We start from the raw sequence: 13349 nt of genomic DNA on the forward strand, positions 1-13349 counted from the left end.
CGATGTCCATGGCGAGCGATCCGCCACTGTCGCCCCCGGCACTACCATCGGGGCCGTGGATCAGTACCTGACGCTGCTGCGGCGCACCCTGCACGACGGCGCCCGCAAGGACGACCGCACCGGCACCGGCACCTTGTCGGTCTTCGGCCACCAGATGCGGTTCGACCTGAGCGCCGGTTTCCCCGTCACGACCACCAAGAAGCTGCACCTGCGCTCGATCTTCGGTGAGCTGCTGTGGTTCCTGCGCGGCGACACCAACGTCGAGTGGCTCCACGAGCGCAAGATCTCGATCTGGGACGAATGGGCCGATGAGAACGGCGACCTCGGGCCGATCTACGGGCACCAGTGGCGCTCGTGGCCGACCCCCGACGGCGGGCACATCGACCAGCTGGCGCGGATCATCGACGCGATCCGCACCACCCCCGACTCCCGCCGCCTCGTGATCTCGGCATGGAACGTCGCCGACGTCGACGACATGGCCCTGCCCCCGTGCCACACCCTCTTCCAGTTCTACGTCGCGCCGCCGGATGCAGGCGGCGTACGCCGGTTGTCGTGCCAGCTCTATCAGCGCTCGGCCGACGTCTTCCTCGGCGTTCCCTTCAACATCGCCTCCTACGCGCTGCTGACCTCGATGGTCGCCCAGGTCACCGGACTCGGGGTCGGCGACTTCGTGCACACCATCGGCGACGCGCACCTCTACCTCAACCACGTCGACCAGGCCCGTGAACAGCTGGGCCGCACGCCCGGCCCGCTGCCGACCCTGCGCCTCAACCCGGCACGCACCCAGATCGACACGTTCGAGCTGGAGGACATCGAGCTCGACGGCTACGTCGCCGCGCCCTCGATCAAGGCCCCGATCGCCGTATGACGATCACCCTCATCGCCGCCGTCGCCCGCAACGGCGTGATCGGCCGGGACGGTGACATGCCCTGGCACGTCCCCGGCGAGCAGCGCGGCTTCAAGGCCGCGACCATGGGCCACCCGATGCTGATGGGTCGCAAGACCTTCGCGGCCATGGGCGCCCTACCCGGGCGGCGGTCGATCGTGCTGACCCGCGATCCGGACTTCCGGGCCGACGGCGTGGAGGTGGCGCGCAGCCTGGACGAGGCCCTCCTACTCACGCAGGACGAGGACTTCTTCGTCGTGGGCGGAGCCCAGATCTACGCACTCGCACTTCCCTACGCCGACCGGCTGCTGCTCTCCCTCATCCCGCAGGAGCCGGCCGGAGACGCCTACTTCCCCGGCTGGCCCTACGACGACGCACCGGCCTGGCGCGAAAGTGCCCGCGAGGACCACGACGGGTGGACCGTCCTGACCTACGACCGGGTCACGCCGCGCACCCAGGTCGTGCACGGTCCCCGGATCGCCCGCGGGGCGCGGCAGAAGATCGGCGCCAGCGTCGCGGTCATGCACGAGGGCCGGCTGCTCGTCACGCGCCGCGAGGACAACGGCCTGTGGTGCCTGCCCGGTGGCGGCGTCGACGCCGGCGAGACCTGGTCGGAGGCCGCCCTCCGCGAGGCCCGTGAGGAGACCGGTCTCGAGGTCGCGATCGACGGGGTGCTGGCCGCGTACACCGACCCGAACGTCGTGGTCGCCTACCCCGACGGGCACCACACCCAGATCTTCGGCGTCTGCTTCCGCGCCCACCCGGTCTCAGGCGAGGCGGGCATCTCCGACGAAGTGACCGAAACCCGTTGGGTGACCCGTGAAGAGGCCGCCGGGCTGCCCTTGATCCCCACTGCGCGGCGGCTCGTGCCGCAGGCGTTCGACACAGGCGATGTGACCTATGACTGACCTCACCCCCACCCCCGACGCGGCGGTCCGCACCGCCCGCGCCACCGATGCCGACGCGGTCGGCGCCGTGCAGGCGCAGCTGTGGCGCGAGGCGTACGGCATGTTCCTGTCGCCTGAGTTGCTCGAGCAGTTCACGCCCGAGGCCTTCGCGCAGGTGTGGGCCGAGTCGCTCACCAGTCCCCCGAGCCCGCTGCACCGACTGCTGGTGGCTACGCAGGGCGCCGACCTCGTCGGGTTCGTGGCCATCGGGCCCGGCGAGCACGAGGGCACCGGCGAGATCCTCGTCGGCGGCGTGCTGGCGAGCCACCGGCGCTCCGGGCACGGCTCACGACTGCTCAACGCCGCGGTCGACACCCTGCGAGCCGGCGACTTCGGGCAGGTCGAGGGATGGGTGCTCGCCCTCGACGAGCAGACGCGCGGGTTCGCCGAGCAGGCAGGGCTGTCCGCGGACGGCGCCTGGCGCGAGCGGGCGCTGCCCGGCGACAGCGCGGCCCGCGAGGTGCGCCTGCGCGCCTGGATCGGCCCCGTCGAGGACTGAGCCCGCTCAGCTGCCGGGCTGCTCCAACTGGATGTTCACCAGCCACGGCACGCCGAACTTGTCGGTCAGCTGGCCGAACTTGGCGCCCCACGGCGCCTTCTCCAGCGGCATGTCGATCTTGGCGCCCTCGGACAGGCCCTTCCAGTACGCCGTGAGCTCGTCGTCGTCGTCGGCCTCACCGGACAGCGAGATGGTCATCCCGCCGACAGGATTCATCTGCATCGTGCTCGGCACGTCGGCCCCCATCAGCTCCAGACCCTTCTCGGTCCGCAGGTAGCCGTGCATGATGTTCTCCTCCTCCCCCGCCGGCACCGGCATCTTGAACTGCGCGAAGGTGACGAGGTCGGGCGTGCCGCCCAGGACGGAGGCGTAGAAGGTCATCGCCTCGCGGGCGCGGCCTTTGAAGTTCAGGTAGGGGTTGAGGCTGATGGCCATGGCGGCTCCTCCGGGGCGAGAAGGTGGATGTGAACGGGGTTCACATCGTAGCGACGCCGCTCGTGCCCGCGCCAGGGATCGGCTGACCTCACAGGTCGAGAAGGTGCTCCAGTCCGACGGTCAGACCCGGCCGGTCGCCGACCGCGCGCACCGCGGCCAGCACGCCGGGCATGAAGCTCACCCGGTCGAAGGAGTCGTGCCGGATCGTGAGGGCCTCCCCCGCCGCGCCGAAGGCGACCTCCTGGTGCGCCACCCGTCCGCGCATCCGCAGCGCGTGCACGGGAATGCCGTCGATGCGGGCACCGCGAGCGCCGTGCGGATCGGTGCGGGTCGCGTCCGGTACGTCGACCAGTCCGGCGCTTGCACGGGCCGCCGCGACCAGCGACGCGGTGCGCGCCGCCGTACCCGAGGGTGCGTCGACCTTGTCCGGGTGGTGGGTCTCGATGATCTCCACCGACTCGTAGAACCGGGCGGCGCGCTGCGCGAACGCCATCATCAGCAGCGCGCCGATCGCGAAGTTGGGCGCGATGAGCACGCCGACCCGCGGGTGGTCGACCAGCTGCGCCTCGAGCGCCTGCAGCCGCTGCGGCGACCAGCCCGTCGTCCCGACGACGCAGTGCACGCCGGCAGCCACGCAGTGCGCGACGTTGTCCGGCGAGGCATCGGGCGTTGTCAACTCCACCGCGACACTGGCGCCGCCCAGGTCGCCGAGCGGATCGCCGTGACCGAAGCGACCCACCAGGTCCAGATCCGTTGCGTCGTCGATGGCCTGCACGGCAGCCGATCCCATCCGACCGGAGGACCCGATGACGGCTACGGGGATGCGTTCGCTCACGGCGCCCAGGGTAGGGGGGTGGGGCGGTTCCCAGGGCATAAATAGTGGAGGTATATTCGTTACCTAGGTTAACGGTCGTGGGCGCATGCCGCGCGACGTCCTGTTCGATCTTCGAGGAGACTCATGTCCGAGGCCGCTTCGCCCCGCGAGCAGCGCACCCGTGGCGTACGCCGTCGCTACGAGGCCGAGCACCCGCGCTACAAGTGGGTGGCACTGTCGAACACGACGCTCGGCGTGCTGATGGCGACGATCAACTCCTCGATCGTGATCATCTCGCTGCCGGCGATCTTCCGCGGGATCGGGCTGAACCCGCTCGGCGCCGGGAACATCAGCTACCTGTTGTGGACGCTCATGGGGTTCCTGGTCGTCTCCGCGGTGCTGGTCGTCACGCTCGGGCGCCTGGGCGACATGTTCGGCCGGGTGAAGATCTACAACCTCGGCTTCGTGGTCTTCACCATCTCCTCCCTCTTCCTCACGGTCGATCCGTTGCACCAGGGCGGGGGCGCGATGTGGATCATCCTGGGACGCCTCGTGCAGGGCGTCGGCGGCGCGATGCTGATGGCGAACTCGACGGCGATCCTCACCGACGCCTTCCCGTCCCACCAGCGCGGGATGGCCCTCGGCATCAACCAGGTCGCGGCCATCGCGGGATCGTTCCTCGGCCTGATCATCGGCGGCGTGCTGTCCGAATGGCACTGGCGCGCCATCTTCCTGGTGAGCGTCCCGATCGGCCTGCTCGGCACCGTGTGGTCCTACACCTCGCTGCGCGAGCTCGGCGTGAAGCGCCGCGGCACCCTCGACATCCCCGGCAACATCACCTTCGCCGGCGGCGTGACCGCGATCCTCGTCGCGATCACCTACGGGATCCAGCCGTACGGCGGCCACTCGATGGGGTGGACCAACCCCTGGGTGCTCGCCGGACTGATCGGCGGCCTGGCGCTCCTCGTGGCGTTCACCGTCATCGAGTCCAAGGTGAAGGACCCGATGTTCTCGATGGGTCTGTTCAAGATCAAGGCGTTCGCGGCCGGCAACTTCGCCGGGCTGCTCGCCTCGATCGGCCGGGGCGGCATGCAGTTCATGCTGATCATCTGGCTGCAGGGCATCTGGCTCCCGCTGCACGGATACGACTACCAGAGCACTCCTCTGTGGGCCGGCATCTACCTGCTGCCGCTCACCGTGGGCTTCCTGATCGCCGGACCGGCGTCCGGTTTCATGTCCGACCGGGTCGGTGCTCGCGCGTTCGCCAGCGGCGGCCTGGTGCTGACGGCCGCGACGTTCGTCGGGCTCATCCTCATTCCGGTCAACTTCAGCTACCCGGTCTTCGCGCTGCTGCTCTTCCTCAACGGCATCGGGTCCGGGATGTTCTCCGCTCCCAACACCACGGCCATCATGAACAGCGTGCCGGCCAACCAACGCGGAGCGGCGTCCGGGATGCGCGCGACGTTCTTCAACTCCGGCACATCGCTCTCGATCGGGATCTTCTTCTCACTGATGATCGTCGGACTGGCCTCGCACCTGCCCGACCAGCTGCGCACCGGCCTGGCCGCCCAGCACGTGCCGGCAGGGGTGGCCGATCAGGTCGCCGGACTGCCGCCGGTCGGGTCGCTCTTCGCGGCGTTCCTCGGCTTCAACCCGATCCAGTCGCTGCTCGGTCCGACCGGAGTGCTGAAGCAGGTGCCGGCCGGTAACGCCAAGACCCTGACCGGTCGGGAGTTCTTCCCGCACCTGTTGAGCGGCCCCTTCCACGACGGCCTGGTGATCGTCTTCCTCACCGCCGCGGCGATGATGCTCATCGCGGCCGTGGCCAGCCTTCTGCGTGGCGGTCACTACGTGCACGACGACGACGATGACGATGCCCCCGCGGGCTCCGACGCCGTTCGCGACGAGGAAGTGAATCAGCCGGCCTGATCTCGGCTTTCGGACATGCACGGCGGGGCACCTGTGCCCCGCCGTGCATGTCCGATTTCAGCTCTTGCGGCGCACGAGCCCGGCTGCGATGGCGCCGATGCCCGCGACGCCGACAACCCCACCGAGGACCTGGTAGGCCTGGTGGCGCCACCCCTGCGGGTCGAAACCCGCGGTCGCGGCCTGGATCGCGTCGTCGTACGACGTGCGCCCGCCGGGCGGTGGGCCCACCACCTCGAGGATGTCGTCCTCGTGACAGACCGCCTCGTGTACGAGACTGCCGACCAGCGGGCGCGCGATCCCCGCGGACACGGGGGTGACCGCCCCGACCCAGTGACTCGCGAGCTGCGGCGTGAGCACGGGAACCGTTGCGATCAGTGGTGATCCGAGTCCCGTCACCCGGGCGTACTCCCGCATCATCTCGGCGTAGGTGAGCACGTCGGGACCGCCCACGTCGAAGGTCCGGTTGACGTCCGGGGCGAGATCGGCGGCGCCCACCAGGTAGTGGAGCACGTCGTCGATGGCCACCGGTTGGATGCGGTTGCGCAACCACCGCGGCGCCACGACAGCCGGGAGCCGCTCGGTCAGGTGCCGCAGCATGTCGAACGACGCCGACCCGTCACCGAGCACCACGCCCGCCTGCAGCACAGCCGTGGGGACGCCGCTCGCGAGCAGGATCTCCCCTACCTCGACCCGCGAGCCGAGGTGCGGCGACAGGTGACCGGTCGGGTGCAGCCCGGACAGGTAGACCAGCCGTCGGACGCCCGCGCTGTGCGCCGCCTCCGCCACGACGTGGGCCATCTCGCGGTCGCGGCGTACGAAGTCGCCCCCGCCGTCCATCGAGTGCAGCAGGTAGTACGCGGTGTCGACGCCGTCGAGCGCCTGCTTCATGTCGTCCGGGTCCGACGCGCTGCCCTGCGCGACCTCGACACGGTCGGCCCACTCCCGGGCCCGCAGCGCCTCCGGGTGGCGGCTGAGCACCCTTACCTGCCAGCCACTTTCGAGCAGCTTCGGCACCAGCAGGCCGCCGATGTACCCGGTGGCGCCTGTGACCAGAGCGATGCGAGACGTCATACGGGACACAGTAGGCGCGCGCCCAGCGACGTCGGGGAGGATGGGTGGGTGCCTGCCTTCACTCCGGCCTCGTGGCTGACCGCCTGGACCTGGTCGTGGCCCGGCGTCGTCGTGGCGCTGCTGCTCACGGCGCCCTACCTCGCGCTGGCCGGACGCGCAGCGCGCCGGGGTGAGCGGTGGCCCTGGTGGCGCACCGCGGTCTACCTGGTGGCCGGCGTCGGATCGTTGATCTATGTGACCTGCGGACCGATCGGGGCCTACCGCACGAGTCTGCTGTGGTGTTTCGGCGGCCAGGTGGGGGTGGTCGCCTCCGTCACACCGCTCGCGCTGGCGATCGGAGATCCGGTCGGGCTCGTACGCCGGGTCCGTCCCGGCGCGGTCACCGTGCTGCAGGGGCGCGTCGCACGGGTGCTGATGTTCCCCCTGCTGGCATCCGTCCTGGCCGCCGTCAGCATCGTGCTGGTCTTCTTCACCGGATACGCGCAGTGGGCGATCACCTCCGGGATCGGCGAATTGGTGCTCCTGGTGCACCTGCTCGCGGTGGGGGTCCTCGTCGTACTGCCGCTCCTCACCGAGGAGTTGCTGCCCGCGTGGGCGACCGCACCGGTGCGCGCGCTGTTCGCCTTCGTCGACGGGTTGCTCGACGCCATCCCCGGCATCCTGGTGATGACTGCGTCCTCGCTGCTGGTGCCGGACTTCCCGGGCTGGGGCACTCCGGCACACGCGCACTTCAGCAAGACGCTGGACCAGAAGTTCACCGGTGGGGCCCTGCTCGGCGTCGCCGAGGCCATCGGGGTGCCTTTGCTGGCAGCGGTGTTCGTGCAGTGGATGCGCAGCGACGCGGTCGAGGCCGCACAGGTCGATGCACGACTCGACGCTCAGGAGCGCATCGGTCCTGCTCCGACGGCGCGCACCCAGGTCGAGGAACCCGAGGCGCAGGGCGACCGACCCTGGTGGTTGGACGACCCACGAATGGCCGACCGCTTCCACAAGCGCAACGACTCCACCGGCAACTGAGCGGACCGTCCGCGCGGGTCTGTCTCACCGTTGCGCCCGCGGGAGCACCGTCGACTCGCCGGTCCCGATGCCGGGTCCGCCCGTGTCGGGGACGACCAGGAGGACCCGGGCACGCCTTGGCGACGGCCAGCGTGGTGACCGGGACGAACCGATGCCCGAGTGCTGCGGCCTCGCCCGGTGAGTCGTACTCGGACTGATGACCCGGTGAGGTCAGCGTGGTGTCACAGTCGAGGGTGACGACGGGGACGGCGGGTGGGTCAGCTCGCGAGGAACTCCACGTCGATCGCGATCGTCACCGCGATCCGGCGTGGAGCGAACCTCAGGTCTGTCGAGGACCCGCTCGACGGGGCGAACCGAGCCTGTTCGCGGAACTCGGCCCCACCCTGGGCAGATCCGCTGTCGGCGATGACGACCGCTTCGATCGCCTGCTTGCCGGCTGCCCGCGCGTACTGGTGAGCGTGCTCGTCAGCAGACCGCACCGCCTGCGCGCGCAGCGAGTTGCTGGCCTCGTTGCGGGTGGCGGTGGTCAACTCCCACTGCACGTGCTCGACCCGCACCTCGTCGATCTCGCACCACTGCTCCACGGCGTGCCCGAGCTGTTCGAAGTCCGCGAAGCGCGCCTGGACGTCGGCGGAGGTCTGGTGCGTGAGCGGCAGTCGGCGACCGTCGGGGTCGTACGGCCGATCGGACCAGGTGGTCACCTGCTCGTTGCTCCAGCGGCGTACCGCTCCGCCGCGTTCGAGGTCGGCGAGCTCGTCGGTCAGTAGGCGCAGCACCGTGCGTACGCGTTCGGCGACTGCGTGCTTGTCCGTGCCCTCCGCCTGGATACGCAGCTGCAGATCGGCTCGCTCGGCAGGGCAGTGCCTGGTGGCGGTCTCGTGCACCCGAATGGTCAACGACATCTCTGGAACCTATCGGCTCCCACCTCGGCCCGGACCCGTGACCAGCCCTCCAGCTGCGTCCGCGCGCCGCGTCTCATCCGGTACGAGCCCGAGATATCGAGATGGCCTCGCTGACCCTGGCGCGCACCCAGTCCGGGTCGCGCATGACCTGCGTGTAGGTGAACCGCAGGACGATCTGACCGGCGCACACCATCTCCGTGTAGCGCCGACAGTCCTTGTCGAACCCGTTACGCGTGCCGTGAGTCTCGAAGCCTTCTGCTTCGATGACGATCCCGAGGTGCCGATCCGCCAAGTCGACCATCGCCCGGTGGCTCAGGTCGAACTCGACCTGGGGCTCGACCTGCAAACCCGGAACCTCCAGGCAGATGGCACGGAGCACCGACTCCAGCGGGTTCGCCGATCGTGCATCCGCGGCGCCCAGCACGGAGCGAGCGGTCCGGGACCGACGTCCCCGCACCGCCGTTCGCGCTTCGCGCAGGTCGGCACGACTGACCGAACCGCTGCGCAGCGCCGAGTCCGCGACAGTGAGAGCCTCATCGAACGGCAGATCTCGCGCGCAGTCCAGGACGGTCCGGACGGGCTCGGTCACAGAATCGATGACCTGCTCCTCGCCGATGGTCCGGTAGAAGACGCGCGCGGCGGTGAGCCGTCCTCGAGGCAGGTGACGGTTGGGGCGCACGGTGACGTGGGGTCGTGCGGGCATCGATTTGAGGGACCATCCGTGCTGAGCCGCAGCACTGAGGTGGCTCAGCACTCCGCCGAGCCCGATGGCGGCCTTCAGGTGGTCCGACACTCCGGGGTCCACGTACCGGTCTCGGCCCAGGTGCACCAACACGCCGTCTCGACAAGCCGCCGCGATCGCGCGCTGGCTCACCACAGCTGCCAGGTCGGCGTACCGCGCCGCACCGCCCAGCTCCGCGAGCCGCGCGACCACTCGCAGGTGGTCGTCGGTGTACACCGGGAGGTGATCCGCCCGGTTCTGGCCCGCCGATGGGTCATCTGCCACGAATCTCCTCCCCCTGTATACCGACCGGCTGCCGCGACGAAGGAGTGCAAGGCGTCGCGGGATGCACCGGGTCCATCCGCCACATCGTGCCCGTTCCCGATGGCCGCGAGCGGTCGTCCACAGGAACGAACCACGGTCACAGGTCCTGCCCGCGGCGATCTCGACACGCCGCTGCTGTCGTCGGCCCGGGTCAGGCGGTGCGGTGGCGCTGGCAGCGTGGGCACCAGAACAGATTGCGTCCGCCCATCACCTGGGTGCGCACCTTCGCGCCGCACCTCGGGCACGGCTCGTCCGTGCGTTTGTAGACCGCGTGCTTCGGGCGGCGTACGACGGCCGCGCCGGTGCTGGCGATCGCCGCCTCCGCCTTCTCCAGCTGCGCCTCGTCCGTCACGATCCGGCCGGTGGCGACGCCCACCTTCATCAACCGCACGAGGTCGGTCCATAGTGCGTCCCACACCGCGGAGCGCACCTTGTTGCCCGGCTTGAACGGGTCGACACGATGACGCCACAGCAGCTCGCAGCGATAGAGGTTGCCGATACCCGCGACCACGTCCTGGTCCATCAGCAACTGGCCGATCGCCTTGCGGCTGCGATGGATCCGGTCCCACGCACGGCTCGGGTCGGCATCGGCTCGCAGCGGATCCGGACCGGTGCGCGCGATGACCTCCGTGACCTCCGTAGGAGTGCGCAGGGCGCAGATGATGGGCCCGCGCAGGTCGGCGACCGTGGTGTCGGTCGCCAGCCGCAGCCTCACGGCGCCGCGCGGAGGCGGCAGCATGTCGTCGTACGACAGCACACTGAACTTGCCGATCAGGCCGAGGTGCACGTGCAGCACCCGTTCTGCGGAGAACTCCACGAACAGGTGCTTGCCCCAGGCGTCCGCGCTGTCGAGATAGGTGCCGTCGAGCAGCGCCGCGCTCTCGGCGAAGCGGCCCTGCGGGCTGCTCACCGCCGGCCGGCTCCCGCCGAAGGCGTCGTCGATCGCGGAGGCGAGCCGGTGAATCGTATGTCCCTCTGGCACAGCCTCACTCAGCCGATCAACACGGTCGAGACGCGATCCAGCCGAGGCTGGTCGTACTGTCCATCCGACACCACACCGCGCGCCCAGGTCAGCAGCAGCCGGTCCCCCAGCACCTCGACCCCACCCATGTTGTTGTCGAACCATGGCCCGTGCGTGAGGTCCCACTCGTACGCCGGCCGCCGCACCTGCGGCAGCCGCCGCGCGAGGCGGCGCATCGGGCGCTTCGTCCAGTTCGCCAGGGTGCCCTGCAGCATCCGCACGTGGCGCGGCAGCGGGTTGCGGATCGGCGAGCAGACGACCTGCAGAATCCGCGAACTCAGCGCATAACGCTCGTGCTGCACCTGGGTGATGTAGGAGTTGTGCACGTCGCCGGACAGGAATGTGATCGTCGCCGGCGCCTCGCCGTGCTGGCCGCGTGCCACCTCCACCACCCGTTGCAGCACGTGGGCGAACGACCGCTCGAACGCCGCCCAGTGCTCCAGATCGACCGCCTCGCGCAGCTTCTCGCCGAGTCGCGCCGTCCGTGGCCCACCCCACGCGCCGCCCGCCATCGTCTCGTCGATCGACTCCAGGTCGTGGATGGCCGGCGGGAGGAAGAACGGCAGCGACGTGCCGATGAACAGGTGCGAGGTGTCACCGTGCAACTGCTCGTCGAACCACCGGCTCTCCTTCGCATCCAGCATCGCGCGCTTCCCCGGCTCCAGCACTCGGGCATTGCGCGAGTCAATGACGACGAGCCGACTCTCACCCAGATCACGGGTGAAGGAGAAGCGGTAGGTCTCCGGCTCGCGGTCGACCCGGTCGGCGAACGCCTCGATGACCTCGGTGATGTCCAGCTCACCCTCGGCCGGGTCATGGGCGGCGATCTGCCGCCAGATCTCGTCCTGCCGCAGCTCGTCCGGCGCAAGATTGCCCGCGTGCTGATAGATCCAGTACGACGCGAGCGCACCCTTGATCCGGTCGCGCCACCACGGGAGCTTGTTCATCTCCTCGTGCCAGGCCCGCGAGGTGTTCCAGTCGTCGCGCACGTCGTGGTCGTCGAAGATCATCGCGCTGGACAGGGTCGAGAGCAGCCATCGGTTCGCCGGGTCGGACCACGCGAGCCGGTAGAGCTCGGCGTACTCGACGAAGTCCTTCACCTCCGGTCCCGGTGGGTCATCCAATCCCCTTCTGCGCTTTATGAACTCGCGCATCGCACGGGACGTCTCGTCGGCGTAGAGCTGGTCGCCGAGGAAGAGCACGAAGTCGGGCCAGTGCGCGGGGTCGCGGATCATGTCCACCGCGTACGCGCGCAGGGCGTCGACACCGTGCGACTTCGTGCCCTCCTTGTCGTGCGGGACGCTCGTGCGGCAGGACCCGTAGAGGAAGTGCGACGGCCGGCTGCGGTCGAGGGTGGCGATCCGACACGGCGGGTAGGGGTCGCCCGGCACCGGCCACACGACCCCGCCGTCGACGGCCACCTGGTAGTCCTGGACCGACCCGGGCTCCAGCCCCTCGACCAGCACGATCGCGTAGTGGTGTCCGTGCGCGGCGAAGGTCGGCACGGAGGTGGTGTGGCCGTCTTCGCTGCGCACCTCGACCTGCCCGGCGGCGGCCGTCTCGACCCAGATCGTCGCCGTCGTCTCCCCCACATGGCGCAGCAGCGGACCGAGGACCAGCGGTGGAGGCATAGGACAGTCCTAGCAAACCGCGCCTCAGCGGGCGCGACGGCCCGGTGCGCGACTACGCGTCACGACGTACGCCGAGGGGTTGACGCCGTGGTAGCGCACCACCTGCTCACGCACGATCTTCAGCCCGCGGGTGCGTGCCAGAGCGTCCTTGAAGACCCGCTTGTCGTCGGTGAGCAGGACGCAACGACCGCTCAGCGTCAGCACACGCTCGATCTCGCGCAGCACCCGCGGGTAGAGCTCGATGTTGTTGCTGTTGCTGCCGATCCGCTTCCCGAACGGCAGGTCCGTGACGACGCGGTCCACGCTGCGGTCGGCCAGGTCCAGTCTGGCGGCGTCCCCCGCGGAAACCTCGATGCGCCGGTCGAGACCGCGTTCGGCGAGGTTGCGACGTGCCAGGTCGACGGCCTCGACGTCCCGGTCCAGAACGATGCACCGGCCGTCCGGCCGCTCGATCGCGTCGACGATCGGGACGGTGGCGACTCCCGCGCACGGATCGAGCAGGAGGTCGTGAGGAGCACACTTGGCGAGCCGCAGCAGGCCCGCGACCACCGACACGGGTGTCGCCGCCGGCAGACGGCGCAGCGTGCCGAATCGGGCTGCCCACGCCAGGGGCCCCAGCTGGGCGACACCGCGCTCGACATCCAGATTGACCTGCCAGTCGGAGGGGGCGTTCACCCACCCCGCTCCGTCGGAAAACCGTGCGATCAGCTCCTCGCGGACATCGGGCGCGGCCTGCACCCGGAACCGCACCGGCTGCTCGATGCCAGCGTCCCCTGCGAGCCGTCGTACGACATCGGCGATGACGTCGGACGGTGCATCCGGATCCCAGGGCAGCGCCACCCGGTCCAGCGCGACGGCGGACGTCAGGAAGCCCAGGTCCTCCACGTCCTGCAGGAGGATCTCCCCCGGCTCGATCGACCGGCTGCGGATGCCGTGCTCCTGCAGCAGGTCTCCGCGGAACAGATCCTCGAACCCGACCGCGCACGTCACGATCAGGTCCACCGGCATACCCGTGATCCTCTCAGGCCGCACGACGCTCGATCGTCAGCGGATTCGTGGCGCCGGCATCACTACGACGCTGACAACCGCTGAGGCCGCCTCCGGTTGTCAGCGGATTCGTGGCGCCGGCACCACCACGACGCTGACAACCGC

General features: G+C 69.8%; 13 protein-coding genes. 5 read left to right on the plus strand and 8 right to left on the minus strand.

Annotated features, from left to right (window positions below):
* The first annotated feature begins 55 nt into the window (after positions 1-55).
* Genes HNR15_RS11060 through HNR15_RS11070 form a run of 3 tightly spaced genes read left to right on the plus strand, consistent with a single transcriptional unit; the run spans position 56 to position 2332 of the window.
* Positions 56-868, plus strand: coding sequence for a thymidylate synthase (locus HNR15_RS11060; protein ID WP_179481737.1), 813 nt, complete (start codon positions 56-58; stop codon positions 866-868).
* Positions 865-1794: a dihydrofolate reductase gene (locus tag HNR15_RS18640; RefSeq protein ID WP_179481739.1), complete on the plus strand. Its 930-nt coding sequence runs from the start codon at positions 865-867 to the stop codon at positions 1792-1794. The genes HNR15_RS11060 and HNR15_RS18640 overlap by 4 nt, the downstream gene beginning before the upstream one ends.
* Positions 1787-2332 (plus strand): GNAT family N-acetyltransferase, encoded by a 546-nt coding sequence (locus HNR15_RS11070; protein WP_179481741.1) that lies wholly within the window; start codon positions 1787-1789, stop codon positions 2330-2332. The genes HNR15_RS18640 and HNR15_RS11070 overlap by 8 nt, the downstream gene beginning before the upstream one ends.
* Before the next feature lie 6 nt (positions 2333-2338).
* Here HNR15_RS11070 and HNR15_RS11075 read toward each other — a convergent pair whose 3' ends face one another.
* Positions 2339-2767 carry a VOC family protein gene (locus HNR15_RS11075; RefSeq protein WP_179481743.1) on the minus strand — a complete coding sequence of 143 codons (429 nt, stop codon included), beginning with the start codon at positions 2765-2767 and terminating at the stop codon, positions 2339-2341.
* A gap of 88 nt (positions 2768-2855) precedes the next feature.
* Complete coding sequence (gene dapB / locus HNR15_RS11080) at positions 2856-3602, minus strand: 4-hydroxy-tetrahydrodipicolinate reductase (protein ID WP_343048514.1); 747 nt, start codon at positions 3600-3602, stop codon at positions 2856-2858.
* Between the two features lie 123 nt (positions 3603-3725).
* Here dapB and HNR15_RS11085 point away from each other — a divergent pair, with 123 nt between their 5' ends.
* A complete protein-coding gene (locus tag HNR15_RS11085) occupies positions 3726-5510 on the plus strand; it encodes an MFS transporter (protein WP_179481747.1) in 1785 nt (594 codons plus the stop codon).
* A gap of 57 nt (positions 5511-5567) precedes the next feature.
* Here HNR15_RS11085 and HNR15_RS11090 read toward each other — a convergent pair whose 3' ends face one another.
* A complete protein-coding gene (locus HNR15_RS11090) occupies positions 5568-6581 on the minus strand; it encodes an NAD(P)H-binding protein (RefSeq protein ID WP_179481749.1) in 1014 nt (337 codons plus the stop codon).
* Between the two features lie 48 nt (positions 6582-6629).
* Between HNR15_RS11090 and HNR15_RS11095 the strand changes: the two genes are divergently transcribed.
* The gene (locus HNR15_RS11095) at positions 6630-7598 is read left to right on the plus strand and encodes a cytochrome c oxidase assembly protein (RefSeq protein WP_179481751.1); all 969 of its coding nucleotides are present in this window, start codon (positions 6630-6632) and stop codon (positions 7596-7598) included.
* Positions 7599-7855: 257 nt separating this feature from the next.
* Here the strand turns inward: HNR15_RS11095 and HNR15_RS11100 are convergent, their stop codons facing one another.
* The 5 genes from HNR15_RS11100 to HNR15_RS11120 all read right to left on the minus strand — a co-directional run bounded on the left by HNR15_RS11100 (position 7856) and on the right by HNR15_RS11120 (position 13205).
* Entirely contained in the window at positions 7856-8500 is a 645-nt protein-coding gene (locus tag HNR15_RS11100; RefSeq protein WP_179481754.1) for an SIMPL domain-containing protein, read from the minus strand.
* A 73-nt stretch (positions 8501-8573) separates the two neighbouring features.
* Positions 8574-9506: a PDDEXK family nuclease gene (locus HNR15_RS11105; protein WP_179481756.1), complete on the minus strand. Its 933-nt coding sequence runs from the start codon at positions 9504-9506 to the stop codon at positions 8574-8576.
* A 190-nt stretch (positions 9507-9696) separates the two neighbouring features.
* Positions 9697-10527 (minus strand): Fpg/Nei family DNA glycosylase, encoded by an 831-nt coding sequence (locus HNR15_RS11110; protein ID WP_179481758.1) that lies wholly within the window; start codon positions 10525-10527, stop codon positions 9697-9699.
* 8 nt (positions 10528-10535) lie between these two features.
* On the minus strand, positions 10536-12197 hold the full coding sequence (locus tag HNR15_RS11115; RefSeq protein ID WP_179481760.1) for an alkaline phosphatase D family protein: 1662 nt from the start codon (positions 12195-12197) through the stop codon (positions 10536-10538).
* A gap of 24 nt (positions 12198-12221) precedes the next feature.
* Positions 12222-13205: a TRM11 family SAM-dependent methyltransferase gene (locus HNR15_RS11120; RefSeq protein ID WP_179481762.1), complete on the minus strand. Its 984-nt coding sequence runs from the start codon at positions 13203-13205 to the stop codon at positions 12222-12224.
* Between the last annotated feature and the right edge of the window lie 144 nt (positions 13206-13349).

This window comes from Allobranchiibius huperziae, from assembly GCF_013410455.1.
GTDB classification, from domain to species: Bacteria; Actinomycetota; Actinomycetes; order Actinomycetales; family Dermatophilaceae; genus Allobranchiibius; species Allobranchiibius huperziae.

Excerpts from the sequence above, each read along its gene's own strand:
- HNR15_RS18640 (WP_179481739.1), top strand. The coding sequence starts at position 865 with ATGACGATCACCCTCATCGCCGCCGTCGCCCGCAACGGCGTGATCGGC.
- HNR15_RS11070 (WP_179481741.1), top strand. The coding sequence starts at position 1,787 with ATGACTGACCTCACCCCCACCCCCGACGCGGCGGTCCGCACCGCCCGC.
- HNR15_RS11075 (WP_179481743.1), bottom strand. The coding sequence starts at position 2,767 with ATGGCCATCAGCCTCAACCCCTACCTGAACTTCAAAGGCCGCGCCCGC.
- HNR15_RS11085 (WP_179481747.1), top strand. The coding sequence starts at position 3,726 with ATGTCCGAGGCCGCTTCGCCCCGCGAGCAGCGCACCCGTGGCGTACGC.
- HNR15_RS11090 (WP_179481749.1), bottom strand. The coding sequence starts at position 6,581 with ATGACGTCTCGCATCGCTCTGGTCACAGGCGCCACCGGGTACATCGGC.
- HNR15_RS11100 (WP_179481754.1), bottom strand. The coding sequence starts at position 8,500 with ATGTCGTTGACCATTCGGGTGCACGAGACCGCCACCAGGCACTGCCCT.
- HNR15_RS11115 (WP_179481760.1), bottom strand. The coding sequence starts at position 12,197 with ATGCCTCCACCGCTGGTCCTCGGTCCGCTGCTGCGCCATGTGGGGGAG.
- HNR15_RS11120 (WP_179481762.1), bottom strand. The coding sequence starts at position 13,205 with ATGCCGGTGGACCTGATCGTGACGTGCGCGGTCGGGTTCGAGGATCTG.